Origin of the sequence: Oleomonas cavernae (assembly GCF_003590945.1) — a bacterium.
Taxonomy (GTDB): Bacteria; Pseudomonadota; Alphaproteobacteria; order Zavarziniales; family Zavarziniaceae; genus Zavarzinia; species Zavarzinia cavernae.
Genome location: NZ_QYUK01000016.1, coordinates 163,997 through 185,004 on the forward strand (window position 1 = coordinate 163,997; position 21,008 = coordinate 185,004).

At 67.0% G+C, this 21,008-nt stretch carries 16 protein-coding genes and 1 pseudogene; 11 read left to right on the forward strand and 6 right to left on the reverse strand.

The features are described from left to right. Window positions 1-21 precede the first annotated feature (21 nt). The 4 genes from D3874_RS26030 (at window position 22) to D3874_RS26045 (ending at window position 3,345) form a co-directional block, all read left to right on the forward strand. Window positions 22-582 carry an SRPBCC family protein gene (locus D3874_RS26030; RefSeq protein ID WP_119782636.1) on the forward strand — a complete coding sequence of 187 codons (561 nt, stop codon included), beginning with the start codon at window positions 22-24 and terminating at the stop codon, window positions 580-582. After that, window positions 579-1,526 (forward strand): YVTN family beta-propeller repeat protein, encoded by a 948-nt coding sequence (locus tag D3874_RS26035; RefSeq protein ID WP_119782637.1) that lies wholly within the window; start codon window positions 579-581, stop codon window positions 1,524-1,526. Before D3874_RS26030 ends, D3874_RS26035 begins: the two co-directional genes overlap by 4 nt. A gap of 66 nt (window positions 1,527-1,592) precedes the next feature. Further along, window positions 1,593-2,168 carry an S-(hydroxymethyl)glutathione synthase gene (gfa, locus tag D3874_RS26040; RefSeq protein WP_119782638.1) on the forward strand — a complete coding sequence of 192 codons (576 nt, stop codon included), beginning with the start codon at window positions 1,593-1,595 and terminating at the stop codon, window positions 2,166-2,168. A 67-nt stretch (window positions 2,169-2,235) separates the two neighbouring features. Continuing rightward, window positions 2,236-3,345: an S-(hydroxymethyl)glutathione dehydrogenase/class III alcohol dehydrogenase gene (locus tag D3874_RS26045; RefSeq protein ID WP_119782639.1), complete on the forward strand. Its 1,110-nt coding sequence runs from the start codon at window positions 2,236-2,238 to the stop codon at window positions 3,343-3,345. 113 nt (window positions 3,346-3,458) lie between these two features. On the opposite strand, the gene D3874_RS26050 is transcribed toward D3874_RS26045, so the two are convergent. The 4 genes and pseudogenes from D3874_RS26050 to D3874_RS26065 all read right to left on the reverse strand — a co-directional run bounded on the left by D3874_RS26050 (window position 3,459) and on the right by D3874_RS26065 (window position 9,275). Then, window positions 3,459-5,642, reverse strand: a complete 2,184-nt coding sequence (locus tag D3874_RS26050; RefSeq protein WP_119782640.1) for a DUF1302 domain-containing protein — start codon at window positions 5,640-5,642, stop codon at window positions 3,459-3,461. A 71-nt stretch (window positions 5,643-5,713) separates the two neighbouring features. Further along, complete coding sequence (locus tag D3874_RS26055) at window positions 5,714-7,096, reverse strand: DUF1329 domain-containing protein (protein ID WP_119782641.1); 1,383 nt, start codon at window positions 7,094-7,096, stop codon at window positions 5,714-5,716. Window positions 7,097-7,329: 233 nt separating this feature from the next. Then, window positions 7,330-8,174: pseudogene (locus tag D3874_RS26060) on the reverse strand (SDR family NAD(P)-dependent oxidoreductase). Between the two features lie 54 nt (window positions 8,175-8,228). Further along, the gene (locus tag D3874_RS26065) at window positions 8,229-9,275 is read right to left on the reverse strand and encodes a helix-turn-helix domain-containing protein (RefSeq protein ID WP_119782642.1); all 1,047 of its coding nucleotides are present in this window, start codon (window positions 9,273-9,275) and stop codon (window positions 8,229-8,231) included. A 214-nt stretch (window positions 9,276-9,489) separates the two neighbouring features. Between D3874_RS26065 and D3874_RS26070 the strand changes: the two genes are divergently transcribed. Then, window positions 9,490-12,210: a LuxR C-terminal-related transcriptional regulator gene (locus D3874_RS26070; protein ID WP_158596227.1), complete on the forward strand. Its 2,721-nt coding sequence runs from the start codon at window positions 9,490-9,492 to the stop codon at window positions 12,208-12,210. Between the two features lie 424 nt (window positions 12,211-12,634). Here D3874_RS26070 and D3874_RS26075 read toward each other — a convergent pair whose 3' ends face one another. Beyond that, window positions 12,635-13,525, reverse strand: a complete 891-nt coding sequence (locus D3874_RS26075; protein ID WP_119782878.1) for a crotonase/enoyl-CoA hydratase family protein — start codon at window positions 13,523-13,525, stop codon at window positions 12,635-12,637. A gap of 126 nt (window positions 13,526-13,651) precedes the next feature. Between D3874_RS26075 and D3874_RS26080 the strand changes: the two genes are divergently transcribed. Then, window positions 13,652-15,073 (forward strand): carotenoid oxygenase family protein, encoded by a 1,422-nt coding sequence (locus D3874_RS26080; RefSeq protein ID WP_158596228.1) that lies wholly within the window; start codon window positions 13,652-13,654, stop codon window positions 15,071-15,073. A gap of 13 nt (window positions 15,074-15,086) precedes the next feature. Further along, window positions 15,087-15,878, forward strand: a complete 792-nt coding sequence (locus D3874_RS26085) for an enoyl-CoA hydratase/isomerase family protein (protein WP_119782879.1) — start codon at window positions 15,087-15,089, stop codon at window positions 15,876-15,878. A gap of 153 nt (window positions 15,879-16,031) precedes the next feature. Here D3874_RS26085 and D3874_RS26090 read toward each other — a convergent pair whose 3' ends face one another. Beyond that, complete coding sequence (locus D3874_RS26090; protein ID WP_119782645.1) at window positions 16,032-16,793, reverse strand: NAD(P)H-dependent oxidoreductase; 762 nt, start codon at window positions 16,791-16,793, stop codon at window positions 16,032-16,034. A 128-nt stretch (window positions 16,794-16,921) separates the two neighbouring features. Between D3874_RS26090 and D3874_RS26095 the strand changes: the two genes are divergently transcribed. From D3874_RS26095 to recQ, 4 genes are all read left to right on the forward strand, one after another. After that, window positions 16,922-18,073, forward strand: coding sequence for an acyl-CoA dehydrogenase family protein (locus D3874_RS26095; protein WP_119782646.1), 1,152 nt, complete (start codon window positions 16,922-16,924; stop codon window positions 18,071-18,073). 192 nt (window positions 18,074-18,265) lie between these two features. Continuing rightward, window positions 18,266-18,817 carry a phasin family protein gene (locus D3874_RS28855; RefSeq protein ID WP_158596229.1) on the forward strand — a complete coding sequence of 184 codons (552 nt, stop codon included), beginning with the start codon at window positions 18,266-18,268 and terminating at the stop codon, window positions 18,815-18,817. A 58-nt stretch (window positions 18,818-18,875) separates the two neighbouring features. Then, the gene (locus D3874_RS28230) at window positions 18,876-19,091 is read left to right on the forward strand and encodes a hypothetical protein (RefSeq protein ID WP_147385873.1); all 216 of its coding nucleotides are present in this window, start codon (window positions 18,876-18,878) and stop codon (window positions 19,089-19,091) included. A 75-nt stretch (window positions 19,092-19,166) separates the two neighbouring features. Then, entirely contained in the window at window positions 19,167-20,999 is a 1,833-nt protein-coding gene (gene recQ, locus D3874_RS26105; protein WP_119782648.1) for a DNA helicase RecQ, read from the forward strand. Window positions 21,000-21,008 lie beyond the last annotated feature (9 nt).

A 21,008-nucleotide genomic window follows, 5' to 3' on the forward strand; every position in this document is an offset into this window, starting at 1 on the left:
CAGTCAAGGGATAACGCCTCGATGAAGTTCGCCCGATTCGTCTTCGCCGCCTGTCTGGTCGCCCTGATGCCGTTCGTCGCCCAGGCGCACGGCCCGGTGCGCAAGAAAATCACCGAGAGCGTCCAGATCAACCTGCCGGCTGAAAAGGTATGGGCGGCCATCGGCAACTTCCAGGACATGGGCTGGCTGCCGGGCGTCGCCAAGACCGAGGGCAAGGGCGGCAACGAGGTGGTCGATCCCGACGACGACACCAGGAACCCCACCCGCCGCCTGACCCTGGCCAACGGCGCCACCATCGACGAGGTCCTGTACAAATATCAGGCCGACAAGATGAGCTATTCCTACCGCATCACCGCGGTGGACGTGAAAGTGCTGCCGGTCACCAACTACGCCTCGACCATTACCGTCCTGCCGGGCGAGAACGGCACCAGCACGGTAGAATGGCGCGGCGCCTTCTACCGCGGCTATCCCAACAACGACCCGCCGCCAGAACTCAACGACGAAGCGGCCGTGACCGCGGTCACCACGCTTTACCGCACGGGGCTCGATGCGTTGAAGGCAACGCTCGAGAAGGGGTCATGAGGGCGGCCAGCCATGCCTTTGGCGCAGCCTCGCTGCTGCTCGCCGCCTATTGCCCGGCGCCCCTCGCCGCCGAGGCCTTCGTGACGGACCAGCCGGGCGAACAGGTCTCGGTGGTCGATCTCGACCGCATGGTCGCGGTCGCCAGCATCCCGGTAGCGGGCGAGCCGGCGGGGATCGCTGTGAGCCCTGACGGCACCCGTGCCTTCGTCACCAGCCCGGAAGGCAAGTTCGTCAGCGTCATCGATACCGCGGCGCGTCAGGTCATCCGGCAGATCGCGCTGGACGGCGGGCCGCTGGGCATCGCCGTCCATCCCGCCGGCCAGCCGGTCTATGTCGCCGACTGGTATGCCAGGCGCCTGTGGGTGGTCGATCCGCGGGGCCAGGCCCCGTTGCGCACCGTCACCGTCGGCACCTCGCCCTCGGGCGTGGCCGTGACCCCGGACGGCAAGTTCGTGCTCACCGCCGACCGCGACGACAACGCGGTTTCCATCGTCGACACGGCGAGCCTCGAGCGTGTCGCCGTGGTGACCGTGGGCACGCGGCCGTTCGGGGTTACCGTGGATGCGGCGGGGCGCCGGGCCTATACCGCGAATGTCGGCTCCAACGATGTCTCGGTCATCGATCTTGGCACCCGGCAGGTGGCGGGAACCGTGAAGGTCGGCGATCGCCCCTATGCCGTCGCCCTGGCCCGCGGCCGCGCCTTCGTGACCAATCAATATGGCGGCACCGTCAGCGTTTTCGACACGCAGACGCTGGCCACCCTGGGCCGGGTTCCCGTCGGGGAATATCCCGAAGGCATCGCGGCCAGCCGGGATGGCGCCCGGGTCTATGTCGCCAACTGGTTCTCCAACACCCTGACCGCCATCGATACCGGAACAATGACGGTCGTGGGTGAAGTGGCCGTTGGGGATGGCCCGCGTGCCTTCGGTCAATTCATCCGGTAAGCACAGGCACGTTACACTCGGTAAAGCGTTCACCCACCACAAGCTCGACACTGGGAGGAAGTAACCATGGCATCGATATCCCTGCATCCGTCCATCGACAACGGCATTGCGCCAGGCTCGAAGGATTTCGCCGGCGGCACCTTGGTGTGCAAATGCGCCGACCGGCCGGTCAAGGTGAGCGTGGGCGCGCAGACCGCGCACAACCACGCCTGCGGCTGCACCAAGTGCTGGAAGCCCAAGGGCGCCATCTTCTCGGTCGTCGCCGTGGTCTCGCGCGACAAGGTGAGCGTCACCGAGAACGCCGACAAGCTGGCCGTGGTCAACAAGGATGCGCCGATCCAGCGCCATGCCTGCAAGGGCTGCGGCGTGCACATGTACGGCCGCATCGAGAACACCAACCATCCCTTCTACGGCCTCGACTTCATCCACACCGAACTCTCGCCCCAGAGCGGCTGGTCGGCGCCCGAATTCGCCGCCTTCGTCTCCTCGGTCATCGAATCCGGCGTCCGGCCGGAACAGATGGGCGCCATCCGCGGGCGCCTGCGCGAGTTGGGGCTGGAGCCCTATGACGCGCTCTCGCCGGCCCTGATGGATGCCATCGCCACCCATGTCGCCAAGGCCTCGGGCGCCCTGGCGGCCTGATCACCGAACTTGCACACAACCGGCCGGGCCGCGCGCCCGGCCGGCTTTGCCATAAGGAATAGCTGTCATGGACGTTCGCGCCGCCGTCGCCTTCGAGGCCGGCAAGCCGCTCGAGGTCACCACCGTGCAACTGGAAGGCCCGCGCGAGGGCGAGGTGCTGGTCGAGATCAAGGCCACCGGCATCTGCCACACCGATGCCTTCACCCTCTCAGGGAGCGACCCCGAGGGCCTGTTCCCCGCGATCCTGGGCCACGAGGGCGCCGGCGTGGTGGTCGAGGTCGGCCCGGGGGTGACCACGCTCAAGCCCGGCGACCATGTCATCCCGCTCTATACCCCGGAATGCCGGCAGTGCGACTACTGCCTCAGCCGCAAGACCAACCTGTGCCAGAAGATCCGCATCACGCAGGGCCGCGGCCAGATGCCCGACGGCACCTCGCGCTTCTCCTACAAGGGCAAGCCGGTGCTGCACTACATGGGCACCTCGACCTTCGCCAACTACACCGTGGTGCCTGAGATCGCCCTGGCCAAGATCCGCACCGACGCGCCCTTCGACAAGGTCTGCTACATCGGCTGCGGCGTCACCACCGGCATCGGCGCGGTGATCAACACCGCCAAGGCGACGGCGGGCTGCAATGCCGTGGTCTTCGGTCTGGGCGGCATCGGCCTCAACGTGATCCAGGGCTTGCAGCTCGTCGGTGCCAACATGATCGTCGGCGTCGACCTCAACGACGACAAGGAAGCCTGGGGCCGCCAGTTCGGCATGACCCATTTCGTGAACCCGAAAAAGGTCAGCGGCGACATCGTCGCCCACCTGGTGGAACTGACCAAGGGCGGGGCCGACTATTCCTTCGACTGCACCGGCAACACCACGGTGATGCGCCAGGCGCTGGAATGCGCCCACAAGGGCTGGGGCGAGAGCGTCATCATCGGCGTCGCCGGGGCCGGCCAGGAGATCTCGACCCGGCCGTTTCAGCTCGTCACCGGGCGGGTCTGGCGCGGCACCGCCTTCGGCGGCGCGCGCGGCCGTACCGATGTGCCGAAGATCGTCGACTGGTACATGGACGGCAAGATCCAGATCGACCCGATGATCACCCATGTCCTGCCGCTCGAGCAGATCAACGACGCCTTCGACCTCATGCACCACGGCAAGTCAATCCGCGCCGTCGTCACGTTCTGAGGCTTAAGGCCAAAAAAAATCCCGGAATGCCGAGGAGACATGAGGCATTCCGGGATGAGTGGCGTACCGGCATCGTGGAGGGAAGTGCCGGATACGCGGGTAAAACTTGGGCGTCAGAAGATGTAGGAGATGTTGACGCCGACGAAGTCGCGGTCGACGTAGGGGTTGCGTGAACCACCCAGGCCGCCGCCGCCGCCGAAGCTCTTGAAGTAGTTGACGCTGAGCGACCAGTTGTCGAGGTAGTCGAACTTCAGCCCGAAATTGAGCGAGGTGACGCTCTTGGTGAAGCCGGGGTTGGGCGCCGGCGTCGAGCCGAACAGGCCGTGGGAGAAGCCGATCGACGGGGTCATGGTGACGCCGTCCATGACGTTGGGATAGTCCCAGAAGAACAGGCCCTGGACACCGCCCGAGAATTCGGTCGGCGGCTTCCAGGTCGGCGGGAAGGCGGGGCCCAGCGAGGTCGCCTGGATCTCGTCGGCGACCATGGCCGGACCGACATTCAAGGGCCGGGTATGGAAGCCCGAGAAGCCGTTCTGGCCGTAGGCGGCATATTGCGTGCCCTCGTTCAGGTCGATGTAGAGGGCGCCGAACTCGACCAGGCCGATCAACTGGTTGGCACCCAGCAGCGAGGTGACCCAATTGGTGCCGCCCAGGATCTGGGTGAAGCGCACCGCCGCCTGCCAGACATCGTGGCGTTCGTCAAGGTAGAAGCGCCGGCCGGGAATATACTGGTCGTCGGCCGGGGTGAAGCCGGTCTCCAGGATCGGCGCGACACCGGGATTGGGCACGCAGATGGCCGCGACGCAGATCGGGGTCAGCGCCCGGGTCGCCTGGTCGATCGGTGCGCCACCGGCCGCGTTATAGGCGGTGCCGATGAAGGCCGGCTCCGAGATCCAGATCGGCACATTGTGCTTCCAGCTGACCTCGGCATTGATCGCCACCGCCAAGGGATCGTAGGTCGTGTTGAAGGCAAAGCCGATCATCTCCAGCCCGGTCGGGTAGTAGATGCTGAGCCGGCTGTTCTCGAAATTCTCGAGCACGGTCGAGCGCGGCGCCGTGCCGAAGGGCGGCTGGATCAGGGCACTGCTGGCCGGGTTGGTGAGCGCGCCCAACAGATCGGTCACCGGCCCGCCGAGCACGCCGGACAGCGCCGAGGTCAGGGAATTGAGCTCATCGACGTCGAGCTGGTCGAGCAGGCCCTGGAGCACCGGCAGCGGCACGCTGGCCAGATTCAATTGGCCCGTGCCGGCCGCGAACTGCTGCGGCGACTGGGCATAGATCGACGGCAGGCGCGAGGTGTAGTTGACGTAGTAGAGCTGGAATTCGGTATTGTTGAGGTCGGGCGAGAAATAGCGCAGCGACACGCCCCATTCGGTCTCGTCCGGGTCGTCTTCCGTGTGCAGCGGGGCGTTGACCGCGATGGCGACGCTGTTGGGATCGTCGTAATCCGCCGGGTTCAGGCCGGTGCCGGCGGTGTAGGACCGCGGATCGAAGGGATCGGTGAAGGTGGTGGCGTATTTCACGCCGTCGCAGAAATTGTCGGTGAAGGAGAAGAAGCTGCCGCAGGTATCGAGCTTGAAGGGCTCGAAGTCGAGCTGGTAGAAGGCTTCGACCGACAGGCCGCTGGCCAGTTCCATGCTGGCCGAGATCATCGGCACCGGCATCAGGGCGTCCTTGAGCTCGGCGCCCGGCACGCGGATCTTGCCGACGTCGATCGGATTGATCACCGAGATGCCGTTGATGGTGAACAGCGCCTCGCCCCAGTTCAGGATCTGGCTGCCCACGGTGACGGTCAGCGGCCGGTCGAACACCGTGTAATTGCCGCGGACATAGTAGTCGAGCAGATAGGCATCCCAATCCGCCTTGTTGTCGGCGCCGTCATGATAGCGGCCGCTGGTATAGGGGCGCAGCTCGGGCTGGAAATCCGCCAGGTCGTTGTTGGCGGCGATCGAATCGTAGAAGGCGGCGCCCCGGACATAGAGCAGGTAGTTCTGCCATTTCAGCGACAGCTCGGCCCGCGCGGTCGAGGTCTGGCTGATGATGTCGTATTTGTCGAAATTGAGATTGCCGTCGTCATTGCCGGCCGAGATCAGCTTGCCGCCGTAGTAGTAGCCGTAGTTGCGCGGGTCGCGATCGGCCATGCGCATCTGGGCGCCGGTCGACAGCGAGACGATGACCGTACCGGTTACCTCCTCGCCCAGCTCGAAATCATAGGCGAGTGCCGTGGCCGAAAGGCCCAGGGCGCAGGCGGCGGTCATCATCAGTACCGGGCGCCACTTGAAGGTCTTGGCGTTCATGTCCCCTCCCCCTTCGCGGCCGGCCACCCCGGGGGCGACACGGCCACGTCTGTCGTTGGTTTCTTCAGGTCTCAGCGGGTGCCCATGCGGCGGATGGCGTCGGGCGAGAATTTCGAGGGGTCGATATCCTGGACATTCCAGTCCAGCATCTTCTCCTCGTTCTTCAGGCCGAAGACGACATAGCGCCCCGACTGCAGGTCGTAATTGGCCTCCAGCGCCGAGGAGCACAGCGGCAGGTCATAGTAGTTGACCTGCGGCGCATCCTGCACCCGCCAGAGCTGACCGCGGGTATCGAAGGCATCGACCGCGGCGATATTCCAACTGTCTTCGTCGAGGTAGAAGGTGCGCCGGCCGTAGACGTGGCGGGTGCCCTCCTTCAGCTTGGAATCGACCACCCAGACCCGGTGCAGCTCGTAACGGCTGAAGTCCTGGTTGAGGTGCAGGGGCGACAGCAGTTCCTTGTACTTGTGCTTGTCCGACATCAGCTCGTAGGCGTTGTAGCCGATGTACATTTCCTGGGACGGTTTCAGTTCGAAATTGTAGCGGTCGGTGGCGCCGTTATAGACGTCGAACTGGTCGGTTGTGGCCAGGCCGTCGGTGTTGAACAGCGGGTTGTCGTAGGACAGTTCGGGCGCGCGCAGCACCCGCCGGGTGCCCGGGTTGTACTGCCAGGCCTGGCGCGGCAGCTCCTTGGCGTTGATCGTGTCGAGCACCAGCACGATCGAGCCGGCGACACGGGCCGGCGCCGTGGTGATGTTGAGGTACGAAATGCCGATATTGTTGAGCTGCTTGATGTCGGTGACATCGCCGATGGTGGCGAGGCCGGGGCCGGAATAGTGGATGATGCCTTCGTCCTGGTTCTTGAACATGCCGAAGGAGCCGTCGCGGTTGACCGCGGCCGAGGCGAACCAGCGGCGGAACTTGAAGCCGCGATAGCGCAGGCGGTGGTTCCAGATCGCCTCGACCCCGTTCTGCGGGATCGGGAAGGGAACGCCCAGGATCGCGTCGTTGAGGCCGTTCTGGTCTTCGGTCATGGTCGCGGTGACGGCGTTGCGCTTGCTCGCCTCATAGACCCGCTCGGGCAGGGAGCAGGAACGCCGGGTCTGGTAGACCGGCAATTTGTAGGTCGGGTAGGTCTTCAGCATGGCTTGCTGGCCCACGCTGAGCTTGCCCGCGTACTGGCCCATGTTCTGCCCGGTGATGGTCGCCTTGACCGGGTCCGCGGCGAAGGGGCTGACGTGGTGCATGCCGGGGGTATAGCCGGCCGGCGGCCGGGTGATGCCGCCGTCATAGGCCGGGATGGAACCGTCGGCATTGCCCGCCTTGGTCGCACCGATCAGGCTCAGGTCCTTGCCCAGCCGGTCGGCCTGGGCTTGCGGCACCTTGGCCAGCGCGGGCGATGCGGCCAGCATGGCCAGCACCATCCCGGCGGCTGCGATGGACGACTTTGTCATTCCTCCCCCTCTTTCTTGTCCTGGCGTGCGAACGTGTGTGTTCCACGTTTCAGCGGACTCTAGAGGCGGGGCCGCCGCAACCAGCCCAACCAAGGATGGGTTGGGCTGGTCGTAAGCGGCAGTATTCAGCCCATAATGGGAATGATTGAAACCAGCATCTGTTCGCGATAGGGCACAACCTCGCCGGCGACGAAGCGCTGTACCGTGCGGCGATACATCCCGCTCCCCGCCCCTTATGCCGGCACCTTGTCGACAACCCGGGCAGGCTTGGGCGGTGCCGGAAAGCCGCCGCCCTGGCCGCCTTCGACATAGATCACCTGGCCCGAGACATAGCCGTTGCCGGGCGAGCACAGGAAGGCGACGACATCGGCCACCTCCTGCGGCGTGCAGACATGGCCGAAGGGATAGACGGCATCGAGATCGCCGATACGCTCGACCCCGGTCACCGCCTTGGCCAGGCGGCCACCCATCTCGGTCGCGGTCAGGCCGGGGCCACCACGTTGACCCGGATCCCCGAACGGTTGACCTCCTTGGCCAGGGTTCTGGCCAGTGCCTCGATCGCGGCCTTGGCCATGGTATAGGGCGCGCCGCCGGCCGGGGTGGCCGCCGTTGCGATGCTGGACAGCATGACGATATCGCCGCGCGGCGCCGCCAGCAGATGGGGCAAGGCATAATGCGCCAGGTAGAAGGCGCCGAAGGCATGCACCCGCATCAGCTTCTCGACCTCTTCGGGCGCGGTCTTGGCCACCGGCAGGCCGCGGCTGGCGATACCGGCATTGTGGACCAGGATATCCAGGCGGCCGAAGTCGCGGACCGCCGCCTCGACGATCGCCGCGCAGTCGGCGGCCTCGCCGACTGAACCTTGATAGAGCCGTACCCGGGCACCCAGCGCCGTCAGGCGGGCCGCGGTTTCCTGGGCCGCGGCTTCGTCGCGATTGTAGTTGAGGGCGATGTCTGCACCGCCCTTGGCCAGGGCCGCGGCAATCGAGGCGCCAATGCCGCGACCGGCCCCGCTGACCAGGGCGACGCGACGGGGAGAGAGATGATCGGAGGGCATATGCGTTCCATCTTCAGCCATGAGGCGACGATGGAACCCGGCGCGGACATCGTCCGCACCCAACCTTGGATGGGCCTACCAGTGCCCCGTGGCGGCGGCCTGGCGGCGGAAGGCGCTGGGCGCCATGCCCATCTGGCGCTTGAACAGGCGGATGAAGCTGGCCGGTTCCGCAAAGCCCAGTTGGGCGGCGATCTCGGCGATCGGCAGGGTGCTCTTGGTCAGGAGGCGCGCCGCCGCCTCGCACTTCACTTGCGCGCGCAATTCGACAAACCGGATCTCTTCATCGGCCAGCCGGCGCATGAGCGTGCGCGAATGCATGTTGAGGACGCAGCACACCTCCTCGAGCGAGACGATCTCGCCCGGCCGCAGGGTCAGGATGCGGCGCACCCGCTCGCTCAGCCGCGGGGTCTCCTCGACGAACAGCATGTATTCCGCCGGCCGCCGCATGATCGCGCTCAGCGCCTGGTGATCGCGGACGTTGGGCAGCAGCGCGGTTTCCTTGGGGATGGAGAAGCCGAAGAAATCGGCAGGCGCCGGCCGGCCCCAGATCGCCGGCGCCCAGTCGTCCAGATAGGGGGCGGTCTGGGCATTGACGTGCAAGGTTCCATCGATCGCCGGCCGCCCCACCATCCAGGCCGAAAGCCGCTGCAGGAACAGCACTTGCACATAGAGGAACAGGGGGTGGCAGCGGGTGGTGTCGACCGCCTCCCAGCGGACCAGCACGCGGTCGACGGTGTCCGCCACGGCGATCGGGTAGGCGTGGGTGACCAGGCTGTTGAAGCGCGCGTACTTGCGCCACACGCGATGAAGATCCGCCTCACCGATCACCGCCTGGGTGGTCATGTGAAAGCTGCCCAGGGCCAGCGGCTCGTTCATCAGGCCCAGGCTCTCGTCGCCCAGGCCGCGGCCGTATTGGGTGAGTTGCCGGGCGAAGTCGCGAAACGTCATCCGCTCGTCAAGGCCGGTGGGCGGGCCCGGGGCCCCGGCCGCCGGATCGGCCGTGCGGTGCGGCCGGAATTCATGGGCGGCAGCGACCAGGCCCTCGAAGATGCGGGGCGAGATCGAGGGGTGCCTTGGCGCGGGGGCGGCGCCCTCTTCGTGTCCCTGGCGGCCGGGCGACATGGGCGATCTCCGCGTCTCCAATCGCCGAAAAATCGCTCATTTGTCAGAAATGGTCAATTTTATTGTCTCGAGCAGACATTCTTGCTCCCACCCCTCTGAACTAAAGTTGGGCAAGGGGAGCCGGCGCCTGACGCCAGCGCCACCAACAAGAAAAAGAACGGGGCCGTGCGATCCCTCTCGAGAGGGGCCAGGGCCTGCATCGGGAGGGCAGCTCATGACGCCATCAGCGGGAAGCAATCTCGCCCCGGATTTACGGTCCACGCGCGTACTGCGCGACCATGGCACCGCGATCCTGGAACGGCTGCCGCTGCCCGGGGCCGAGATGGAGCGGCCGCGGATCACCCGCCTGATCGGCGGCAGCGTCGCCCGCAATCTGGTGACCGTGTTGCTGGGCCCGCCCGGCACCGGCAAGACCGTGGCCATGGCCGCCGCGATGCGCCAGTTCAATCAGGCCGGCACGCCTTGCGTCTCGCTGCCCTGCACCCCGGCCGACAGCGACGGCAAGGTCTTCACCGCTCGCCTGGTCGAGGCGATCGGCCAGACCGTGCGCCAGCATGGCGGCACCCTGCCCAACGAGCCCATCGCCGATGCCAAGGCGGCCGCGGCCCTGCTGCTGAACCTCGCCGCCCGGGCGGGCAACCCGGTCTGCGTCTTCATCGACGATTTCCACCACGCCGACGATCAGCCGCAACGGGCGTTCGTGGTCAGCCTGTTCCACCATGGCTATGGCGACATTCGCATCGTCGCCGCCTCGCACCACCGCTTCCGTTGCGGCCTGGGCAGCCTGCTGCTGGACAGCAAGCTGGAAGAATTCGGCATGGCCGACCTGGTCTTCTCGCCCGAGGAAGCCCGTGCGCTGTTCCACAGCCGGCTGTCGCCCGGCGAGGAGCGCGCGCTCGAGACCTTGATCCGCCGCACCGAAGGCTGGCCGGCGGCGCTGAGGATCGTCGAACGCCGCCTTGCCCGCGGCGAGGACCTGGCCGAGATCGCCCGTGATTTTTCCAGCGCCAACCGGGAATTTGCCTCGTTCTTCGACGATCTCCTGGCCGCCCTGCCGGCGGACCTGGCGGATTTCCTGCACACCGTCGCCCCGCTGGACACGGCGCCGGCCGAGCTGTTGCGGGTCATCCTGGGCGACAACCCGGATGACTTGATGGCCCGCGCCACCGAAGCCTGCCCCTTCGCGGCTTACGGCGACCGCGAGGAACGCTCGCTGCGGCTGCATGGCCTGTGGCGTGACTATCTCGGCGCCCGCCTCGCCCGCCAGGCGCCCGCCCGGCTGGACGACATCCTGCGCAAGGCGGCCGACTGGTACGAGGCGCGGGCCCAATGGGTGATCGCCGCGAACTACCAGTTGCGTGCCGGCCGGGCCGAGGATGCCGCCGTGCTGCTGGGCCTGCACGCCGACGACATCTTCGCCCGCGACGGCGAGGTGCACGACGTGCTGCCGCTGGTCGAAGGCCTGCCCAAGGCGGTGAAACTATCGCCCGAGAATACCTTCTGGATCGGCCGCAGTGCCGCCTTCAAGGGCGACTTCGCCCACACCGCCCGCCTGATCGAGCAGGCCCAGACCGTGGCCGCCGCCAATGGCGACGGGCCGGGGCGCATGAAGCTGCTGCGCCTGCTGGTCGCCTACGGCTTCGATGACTTCGACCTGGTCCGCAGCGAGGCCACGCGCTGGCTGTCGGAAGCACAGGGCGCACCGCTGGTCGACCGGGTAACCGTGTCGATCATGCTGTCGCTCTCCTGCGCCGCGACCCTGGACCCGATCAAGGCGGCAGTCGCCCTGGACACGGCACGGTCCGACGCCAGCCGCACCGACAGCGCCTATCTCCAGACCTGGATCACCATCGCCGCCGCCCTGCAGGCGATCGATGGCGGCAATCCGGCGCTGGCCTTGAGCGAGGTGGAGCGGGCGCTGGCGCAAAGCGCCTGCCGCGGCGCCATCAAGCGCACCTGCGAACTGGTCCGCGCCGCCTGCCTCTACGAGATGGGCGATCTCGACGCGGCCCGCGCGATCCTTGACCGCAACCTGCTGGACGGTCTGCGCCATGGCATCACCGAGACCGCCTTTGCCGGCCTGCGCACCGCCATCCGCCTGTGCGAGATCGACCAGGGGCTGGAGGCCGCGCTGCGCTTTGCCCGCGACGCCGAACACACCACCGAACGGCGTTTCGGCAAGCGCTGCCGCAGCCTGCTGCGCCTGGCAAGGATCGAAGCGATCCTGCGCCAGCCCGACGAGCGCCGCTCGCACCGCTTCGAAAGCGACCTGACCGATCTCGACGTGCTGGTCGACAGCGCCACCCGCCACTGCCCCGCCATCGCCGAGCGGGTACGCCTGGTCACCGCCCGGCGCCACATCGCCGACGGCGCCACCAGGCCGGCCCTGGCCACCCTGTCCACCCTCATGTCGCCGGCGGCGACCGGCCGGCGCCTGCGGATATGGGCCGAGGCTTGCGTGCTGAAGGCCGCCGCGCAAGCCGCGGACGGCGACATGGCCGGCGCCCTGAAGACCCTGTGGGCCGCGATCGAACGCGCGGCCCCCCTGGGCCTCAACCGCACCTTCGTCGACGATGCCGCCCTGCTGCGCGGCCTGGCCCCGGCGCTGCTCGACCACGCCCGGCGGCTGTCGGGCCGGATCGAGCCGGCCTGCGTCACCCTGGCCGAGGCGATCGCCCGGGCCTGCGACGTCTCGTTGCACCAGGCCGAAGTCCATGGCGACGACGACGACCTGCCGCTGGAACCCTTGACGGCCGGCGAGATCAAGGTCCTCTCGCTCGCCGCCAGCGGCCTGACCAACGCCCAGATCGCGCAGCAGACCCTGGTCGCCGTGCCCACCATCAAATGGCACCTGCACAACGTCTTCAACAAGCTTGGCGTAAAGACCCGCACCGCCGCCATCGCCCGCGGCCGCCAGATGGGCGTGCTGATGTAAAAAAGCCCTCTCCGCCCTTCAGGGGGGAGAGGGTGAGGTGGGTCGGCGGCGTAAGGCGTGATCTGTCCCATCCCACCACCTCACCCTTCCCATCGCTGACGCGATGGGCCCCTTCCCTCTCCCCCGCAAGCGGCGGAGAGGGAAACTCACTGTCGTCATTCCGGCGAAGGCCGGAATCCATCATGAGGTCAGGCGTGATCGCGGTGATGGCGCGCGCTGCATCAAAATGGATCCCGGCCTTCGCCGGGATGACGGCTGCCGGGTCTTGGTAGCCCTCTCCGCCCTTCAGGGGGGAGAGGGTGGGGTGAGGTGGGTGGATGGCGTGAAGCGTGATCTGTCCCGACCCACCACCTCACCCTTCCCATCGCTGACGCGATGGGCCCCTTCCCTCTCCCCCGCCTGCGGCGGAGAGGGATGGATGTGATTACTCCCACGGCCGGTCCGTCCACCACGGAAACTCGGCCGGCATATCGGCCGGTACCCGGTCGGGATAGTTGGGTGCGCGCTTCTCGATGAAGGACATGACGCCTTCCTTGGCATCCGCCGTCTTGCCGCGGGCCTTGACCAGGCGGCTGTCGACCTTGTGCGCCTCCATCGGGTGATCGGCGGTCAGCATGCGCCACATCATCTGGCGCGTGAGGCTGACCGAGACGGGGGCCGACTGTTCGGCGATCTCGGTGGCAATGGCCATGGCCGCGGGCAGCAGGTCGTCGGGCTCGTGGACCGAGCGGACCAGGCCGCGTGACAGCGCCTCGGCGGCCGGGAAGACGCGGCCGGAATAGCACCATTCCAGCGCGGTCGAGACCCCCACCACCCGGGGCAGGAACCAGCTCGAAGCCGCTTCCGGCACGATGCCACGCCGGGCAAAGACGAAGCCGAACCGGGCCGTGGTCGAGGCCAGGCGGATATCCATGGGCAGGGTCATGGTGACGCCGATGCCCACCGCCGGGCCGTTGATCGCCCCGATCACGGGCTTCAGGCTTTCGAAGATGCGCAAGGTGACCATGCCGCCGCCGTCGCGGCCGATTTCCGCGTCGGTCAGGCGCGGATGGCGCGGGCGCGACTGCGGATTGTCGTAGTCGAAGGTGGCACCGCCGGCGCTCAAGTCCGCCCCGGCACAATAGGCCCGGCCGGCCCCGGTCATGATCACCGCGCGGACATCCGGGTTGCCGTCGGTCACATCGAAGGCATCGGTGATGTCGTAGCGCATCTGGGCGTTGAAGGCGTTCAGCTTGTCGGGCCGGTTGAGCTCGATGGTCGCGACATGGCCATCGAGGCGGACGGTGACGGTTTCGAATTGAGCAAGCGTGGTCATCGGCACTCTTTCTTGTTCTGGCGCACGCTATCGCGCCCTCTCCCTCGACCGACCCCAACCTTTGATCAGGTTGCCGGGACGGCGGCGAGCCAAGAATGGCGGCGAACCGATCCGTGGGGAATAGCGATGTCGATTGCGCAAAAACACTCGCCCAGCGACTGGGTCGCCGCCTTTACCAGCGGCCTCTATGCCCCGGTCAACCGCGAGGTCACCGGCCCGCCGGTGGCGGTGATCGGCGAGATTCCGCGCAATCTGAACGGCATCTTCGTCCAGAACACGCCCAACCCGGCCTTCGCGCCCAACCCCGGCCATTCCTGGTTCGACGGCGACGGCATGGTCCACGGCGTGCAGTTCGAGGACGGCAAGGCGACCTATCGCAACCGCTATGTCCGCACCAAGGGCCTGGACGACGATATCGCCGCCGGCAAGGCCAGCTACAGCGGTTCGCTGGCCCTGCCCGGCCAGGGGCCACGCCACAAGAACGTGGCCAATACCGATCTGGTCCATCACAACGGCCGCCTGCTGGCCCTGTGGTGGGAGGGCGGCGAGCCCTATGAGCTGAGCCTGCCGGACCTGAAGACCATCGGCACCTATGACTACAACGGCACGCTGAACATCGGCATGACCTCGCATGTGAAGCTCGACCCGGCGACGGGCGAGCTGCATTTCATTTCCTGGGGCACCAGGCGGCCCTACCTTTCCGTGGGTGTCGCCGATGCCACCGGCAGGATCGCCAGGGTTACCCCGGTCGAGCTGCCCGGCCCGCGGGTGCAGCACGACGTGGCGCTGAGCAATCGCTATGTCGGCGTCTTCGATTTCCCCCTGATGATCGACATGAACCGGGCCGAGGCCCTGGGTTTCGTGCTGAACGATGCCAAGCCGGCACGGATCGGCCTGGTCGACCGCCGCGACGAGAGCGCGCCAGTGCGCTGGTTCGAGATCAAGCCCTGCTTCATGTGGCACCTGATGTGTGCCTGGGACGAGGGGGATGATTTCGTCCTGCTGGGCGCCCGCCTGGACGGTGCCACCCGCGTCGATGCCCGCGGCCAGGTCCATGACGACCGGCCCATGGTCGACGGCGAGCATCGCTTCGACTCGCAGCTCTACCAATGGCGCCTGAACACGCGCGACGGCACGGTGCGCGAGGGCGTGGTCGACGACCTCTACATCGAATTCCCCCGCGTCAACGACGCCTTCATCTGTTCGGGCGCCCGCTTCGGCTATGCCGGGGCGATCCAGATGAGCGCCCGCACCCTGAAGGCCGAGGGCCTGGCCAAGTTCGACCTGAAGACCGGCCGGCGCGAGCAGTTGCGCCTGCCCCGGGGGCATTTCAGCAACGAGCCGTGCTTTGCCGCGGCCGACGCTTCGACCAGTGAAGACGACGGCTATGTCCTGAGCTTCGTCAGCAACGAGGCCGAGGCCACCAGCGAACTGTGGATCGAGGCGGCCCAGGATTTCACCAAGGGCCCGGTCGCCCGGATCAAATTGCCCCAGCGCGTGCCGGCAGGTTTCCACACCCGCTGGATCCCGGCCGCCGCCTTACGCTGAATTGGAGAGCATCATGAGCGAAGATATCCCATCGGTCACCCTCGCGGTCGACAACGGCCTTGCCACCATTACCCTGGCGCGGCCCGACAAGGGCAACGCCCTGGGCTATGACAATGCCCGGGCCCTGCGCGACGTCGCCCTGGCCTGCGACGAGAATCCCGAGGTCCGCGCCGTATTGCTGAAGGCTGACGGCAAGAATTTCTGCGTCGGCGGCGACCTGGGCACCTTCGTCAAGTCGGACAACCTGCCGCTGGCGGTCAAGGAACTGACCATCGAGTTCCACGCTGCCCTGTCCAAGCTTGCCCGCATGCGGGCGCCCCTGGTGGTCGCGGTACAAGGGGCGGCGGCGGGGGCCGGCGTCGCCCTGGCGGCACTGGGCGACATCGTCATCGCCGCGCGCGCCTCGCATTACACCATCGCCTATACCGGCATCGGCTTCTCGCCCGACGGCGGCACCACCTATACCCTGCCCCGCCTGATCGGCCTGCGCCGGTTCCAGGAACTGGCCCTGACCAACCGCCGCATCGATGCGGCCGAGGCGGCGAGCATCGGCCTGGTCACCCGCGTGGTCGACGACGAGCAACTGCCGGCCGAAGCGGAAGCGACGGCCCGGCGCCTGGCCGAAGGGCCGACCCAGGCCTTCGGCGCCATCCGCCAATTGCTGCTGGGCACCTTCAATGCCGGCTTCGAAGGCCACCTGGAACAGGAAGCCCGCTACCTCTCCGATGCCTGCCGCAGCGCCGACGTGAAGGAAGGCATCGCCGCGGTACTGGCTAGGCGCAAGCCGGCGTTCCAGGGCCGGTGAGTGGCGGTAACAGATTGCGTCCTTCGAGACGGCCCTGCGGGCCTCCTCAGGATGAGGGGATCTGTAGTGGCACAAAGATTCTCCTCATCCTGAGGAGCCACCGAAGGTGGCGTCTCGAAGGACGCACTGCGCTGATCCTAGCGTCTTATTTCTTCAAACCGGCCAGCACCTCGGGCGCCTGGCCGGCGAAGAAGTGGCCGACCGTGCGGGGACCACCCCCTTCAGCCGCCATTGGCGATCGAACTCGTCGCGCCGATGGAACTGGCGCGGTGTCTCGGCATCGATCGCGGCCAGCCGCCGCCCATAGGCTTCCAGCATATCCTTGCGGGCGCCGTCGTCGACATAGGTGACGGCATTGGCGACGAAAGGATTGAGCACGTCGAAGCCGCAGAAGGCGAGCACGCCGTTCTGCAGCGGCCACAGGTTGACGTCGGTGTCGCCGTTGATGCCGTCGGGCGCCATCATCTGGGGGAAGGCTGCCATGGTGGTCGAGAGCATTGCCCGGCGCCCGGCCAGGCCGCCCTTGTCGTACCAGCGCCCGCCGCCATAGGCGAAATCGAGGGCGAAGACCCGGTCGATCCAGCCTTTGAGGATCGCCGGCACGGAAAACCACCACAGGGGAAATTGCAGGATCAGCAGGTCGCACCAGATCAGCTTCTCGATCTCGGCCGCGATATCGTCGGCGAAGCTCTTCGCGGCCCAGGCCGCGCGCTGTTCCTTGTCGTAGGACATGAAATCGGGGTTGGCGCGGCTCTTGAAGTCGCCCGGCCGCGCCACCGGATCGAAGTTCATGGCATAGAGGTCGCTGACCTGGACCGGCCAGCCGCGGGCGGCAAAGCTTGCGCGTGCCTGCGCCAGCAGCGCCGCGTTGAACGACTGCGGCTCCATATGGGCATAGACGATCAGCACCTTCATCACGGGCCATCCCTTCAGCGTGGCCCCACCATGATCCCGGCCCCGGCCAGGCTGCCCCGTCCAAAGGTGGGGGCGCCGGCCCGCTGCCCGCCGCCTAATCGGCCGCGATACCGGAGGTTCAAACGCGCATGATCGATCTCGACAGCACCTTCCTGACCGAAGAGCACCGCATGCTGCGGGGCCAGTTGCGCCGCTTTGTCGAGACCGAGGTGATGCCCGCCGCCAAGGCCTGGGAAAAGGCCGGACAGATCCCGGCGGAGGCCTTCCGGCGCATGGGCGAGCTGGGCTTCCTGGGCCTTTCCATGCCGGTCGAATACGGCGGTTCGGGCTTCGATACCCTGGGCTCGGTGGTCTTCGGCGAGGAACTGGGCCGTTCGGGTTTCGGCGGCTTCGGCGCCTCGGTCACCGATCACGCCGATATCGCGGCCCCCATGATCCGGCGCAACGGCAGTGCCGAGCAATGTGCCCGCTACCTGCCCGGCATCATCGCCGGCGAGCGCATCTGCGCCCTGGGCGTGACCGAGCCCGGCGGCGGCTCGGACCTGATCCGCATGAAGACCAGTGCGCGCAAGGATGGCGACAGCTACATCCTGAACGGCCAGAAGACCTTCATCACCAATGCCTACTGCGGCGACCTGTTCGTGGTGGTCGCCCGCACCGACCCGGAGGCCAAGGGCGCCACCGGCTTCTCGATCTTCCTGGTCGAGAAGGGCACGCCGGGCTTCAGCATCGGCGCCAGGTTCGAGAAGACCGGCTGGCAATGCGCCGATATGAGCGACCTGTTCTTCACCGATTGCCGCGTGCCCGCCGCCAACCTGCTGGGCGAGGAGCACAGGGGCTTCTATTTGATGATGCAGGGCATCGAGCACGAGCGCCTGAGCATCGGCAGCCAGTGCTTAGGGTTGGCCGAGCGGGCGATCGAGATCACCCTGCGCTGGCTGAAAGAGCGGCCGGCCTATCGCGGCATGCTGTGGGACCTGCAATCGATCCGCCACGACATGGCCCAGATGAGCAGCGAACTGGCCGCCGCCAAGCTGCTGGTCTATCACGCCGCGGCGAAGAAGAGCCGGGGCGAGAGCGCCCGCATGGAAGCGACCATGGTCAAGGCGCTGGTGCCTGAATTGCTGAAGCGCGCGGTCGACAAATGCGTGCAGCTTCATGGCGGCATGGGTTACATGCGCGAGGCCGAGATCGAGCGCATCTGGCGCGACACCAGGCCCCATTCGCTGGGTGGCGGCGCCTCGGCCGTCATGCTGGACGAGGTCGCCAAACTGCTGTGACAGGCCGGGGACCGACCCCGCCCATCGATTAATTTCCCCCAAGGGTTCCGCTGGCGCGGGATCGATGCTAGGGTGCCTTTGGCATCCGCATATGCCTTATTGCTTCGAGGGAAACCCCCTCGCCCGGACCGGCCCCGAATCCTTCGCAGGTTCTGTTCGTAACAGATAATCAGCGGATCGCCCGAAGCCAGATTGGCAAGCAACCAGAGTGGCAAGCAAACGGCATCGTTGAGCATCCAGGTCAGCCTGGAACAAGCATCGAGAACCGATTTTTGTGCCGGTGCATGCACCACGGGGCGCTATGCCCCCTCGTTTTCAAAACGAACCCGACGTCGACATGAAAGGAGAAATCCCCATGGCAAAACAGGCATCGACCAATGGCTCCAGCGCCACGACGGCGGCGGCCCTCATGCCGTTGGCGGCCCCCTGAACGGCGCCTTGATGACGGCCTTCGCTCACAGCGGCGAGGTTTTCGCCCAGGCCTGCGCCCAATGGCAGAGCGAATTCTCGTCATTCATCGCCGCACGGTTGAAAGCGGACCAGGAACTGCAAGCCTCGCTCGCCGATTGCGACAACCCGACGACCATGATCAGTGTCCAGCGCGACTGGGCCAAGGCGGCGGCCGAGGCCTATCTCGAAGAAAGCACCAAGCTGATGGACATCGGCATGGCGGCCGCGCGCGACGGCATGGCGTCATGGCTGGATGCCGCCCGGCAAAGCACACCCGTACCACCCCAAACCTGACCACCGGTCCCCGTCGCTCGCCAGGGGCGCCAGGGACACCTTAGCCAGGGAGGTAAACATGCCAGGATCTTCGTATCGCCCCAACACCGCAGGCGACCACCTGTCCCACCAAGTACCCCGCCGCCGGGCCCTGTGGCCGGTGCCGGTGTCCTCGCTCTCCGCCCTGGTCGACCTGGGCATGTCGGATGAAGGGATCGGCCGCTATCTCGCCGTCAGCCCCGAAGCGATCGCCCGGCTTCGGGCCAAGCACCACCTGCCGCTCACCGATCGCTAGCAGGATTGCCGGCAGCGCGTGCTTGGCGCTGCCGGCCCCCTTCCCCCGTCAACCCGCAGCCCCTATAAGCGGGGCATGAGTCCCCCACTGCCCCAACCCCTGGCCGTTCTGCGTGATGTGTTCGGCTTTGATGCCTTTCGCGGGCAACAGGCCGCGATCGTCGACCATGTGATCGGCGGCGGCGATTGCCTGGTGGTGATGCCCACCGGCGGCGGCAAGTCGCTGTGCTACCAGATCCCCGCCCTGTGCCGGACCGGCGTGGGCGTGGTGGTCTCGCCCCTGATCGCCCTGATGCAGGACCAGGTGGAGGCGCTGCGCCAGGTCGGCGTGCGCGCCGCCGCGCTCAATTCGGCGCTGGATGCCAACGAGGCGCGGGCGGTCGAACGGGCCCTGGTGAAGGGCGATCTCGACCTGGTCTATGTGGCGCCCGAACGGCTGCTGACCGACCGCTTCCTCGACCTGCTGGACGAGGCGCCCATCGCCCTGTTCGCGATCGACGAAGCCCATTGCGTCTCCCAATGGGGCCATGATTTCCGGCCGGAATATTTGCAACTGGAGGTCCTGCACCGGCGCTATCCCACTGTCCCGCGCATCGGCCTGACCGCCACCGCCGATGGCCCGACCCGCGCCGACATCGCCAAGCGCCTGGGGCTGGACGAGGCGCCGTTGTTCATGGCCGGCTTCGACCGGCCTAATATCCGCTACACCGTGGTGCCCAAGCTCGAACCCCGGGTCGGCCTGAAGCGCTTCCTGGACGGGCGCAAGGGCGAGGCCGGCATCATCTATTGCATGAGCCGCGCCAAGGTCGAGACCATGGCGGAATGGTGCGTGGCCCAGGGCGTGCCCGCCCTGCCCTATCACGCCGGGCTGGACCGCGAGGTGCGTGCCTGCAACCACGACCGCTTCCTGAAGGAGGACGGCGTGGTGATGGTGGCAACCATCGCCTTCGGCATGGGGATCGACAAGCCCGACGTGCGCTTCGTCGTCCACCTCGACCTGCCCAAGACCATCGAGTCCTACTACCAGGAAACCGGCCGCGCCGGGCGGGACGGCCTGCCCTCGGAAGCCCTGCTGTTCTACGGCCTGGAGGATGTCGCCCGCCTGCGCCAGCTCATGGCCGGATCCGAAGCCGCCGAGACCCACAAGCGGGTGGAGAAGGCCAAGCTCGAAGCGCTGCTCGGCTTTTGCGAAAGTGCCCGCTGCCGCCGCCAGGTGCTGCTCGGCTATTTCGGCGAGACCCTGGAGAAGCCCTGCGGCAATTGCGATATCTGCCTCAACCCGGTGAAGACCCGCGACGGCACGATCGAGGCGCAGATGGCGCTGTCGTGCATCTATCGCACCGGGGAGCGTTTCGGCGCCGTCCATGTCATCGATGTGCTGATCGGCCACGAGACCGAGAAGGTGAAGAGCTTCGGCCACGACCAGATCAAGACCTTCGGTGTGGGCAAGGAGCGCAGCCGCGACGCCTGGCGCGGCACCATCCGGCAATTGGCCGCGTTAGGCCTGGTCGAAGTCGACCTGGAGCGGCACGGTGCCCTGGTGCTGGGCCAGGGCTCGCGCGAGGTGCTGCGCGGCGAGCGCCGGGTCGAACTGCGCGAGGATCCGCCGCCCGCCATTGCGCCCAAGCGCAGCCGGTCGAACGGCACGCCCACCGCCCGCCCCAGCGATGGCGCCGAAGGTGCCCTGTTCTCCGCCCTGCGCGCGCTGCGCCTGGCCCTGGCCAAGGAACAGGGCGTGCCGCCCTATGTGATCTTCCACGACACGACCCTGATCGAACTGGCCCGCCGCCGCCCCCAGGACCGCGGCGACTTCGCCCAGGTGCCGGGTGTCGGCCAGGCCAAGCTGGACCGCTACGCCGCGCCGTTCCTGGACCTCATCCGCACCCACGACGATGGGGCGATGGGTTAGCAGCCGTCA

What these genes read in the sequence shown, in the direction of transcription:
- D3874_RS26030 (WP_119782636.1), top strand. Translation starts at nt 22, where the DNA reads ATGAAGTTCGCCCGATTCGTCTTCGCCGCCTGTCTGGTCGCCCTGATG.
- D3874_RS26035 (WP_119782637.1), top strand. Translation starts at nt 579, where the DNA reads ATGAGGGCGGCCAGCCATGCCTTTGGCGCAGCCTCGCTGCTGCTCGCC.
- gfa (WP_119782638.1), top strand. Translation starts at nt 1,593, where the DNA reads ATGGCATCGATATCCCTGCATCCGTCCATCGACAACGGCATTGCGCCA.
- D3874_RS26045 (WP_119782639.1), top strand. Translation starts at nt 2,236, where the DNA reads ATGGACGTTCGCGCCGCCGTCGCCTTCGAGGCCGGCAAGCCGCTCGAG.
- D3874_RS26050 (WP_119782640.1), bottom strand. Translation starts at nt 5,642, where the DNA reads ATGAACGCCAAGACCTTCAAGTGGCGCCCGGTACTGATGATGACCGCC.
- D3874_RS26055 (WP_119782641.1), bottom strand. Translation starts at nt 7,096, where the DNA reads ATGACAAAGTCGTCCATCGCAGCCGCCGGGATGGTGCTGGCCATGCTG.
- D3874_RS26065 (WP_119782642.1), bottom strand. Translation starts at nt 9,275, where the DNA reads ATGTCGCCCGGCCGCCAGGGACACGAAGAGGGCGCCGCCCCCGCGCCA.
- D3874_RS26070 (WP_158596227.1), top strand. Translation starts at nt 9,490, where the DNA reads ATGACGCCATCAGCGGGAAGCAATCTCGCCCCGGATTTACGGTCCACG.
- D3874_RS26075 (WP_119782878.1), bottom strand. Translation starts at nt 13,525, where the DNA reads ATGACCACGCTTGCTCAATTCGAAACCGTCACCGTCCGCCTCGATGGC.
- D3874_RS26080 (WP_158596228.1), top strand. Translation starts at nt 13,652, where the DNA reads ATGTCGATTGCGCAAAAACACTCGCCCAGCGACTGGGTCGCCGCCTTT.
- D3874_RS26085 (WP_119782879.1), top strand. Translation starts at nt 15,087, where the DNA reads ATGAGCGAAGATATCCCATCGGTCACCCTCGCGGTCGACAACGGCCTT.
- D3874_RS26090 (WP_119782645.1), bottom strand. Translation starts at nt 16,793, where the DNA reads ATGAAGGTGCTGATCGTCTATGCCCATATGGAGCCGCAGTCGTTCAAC.
- D3874_RS26095 (WP_119782646.1), top strand. Translation starts at nt 16,922, where the DNA reads ATGATCGATCTCGACAGCACCTTCCTGACCGAAGAGCACCGCATGCTG.
- D3874_RS28230 (WP_147385873.1), top strand. Translation starts at nt 18,876, where the DNA reads ATGCCAGGATCTTCGTATCGCCCCAACACCGCAGGCGACCACCTGTCC.
- recQ (WP_119782648.1), top strand. Translation starts at nt 19,167, where the DNA reads ATGAGTCCCCCACTGCCCCAACCCCTGGCCGTTCTGCGTGATGTGTTC.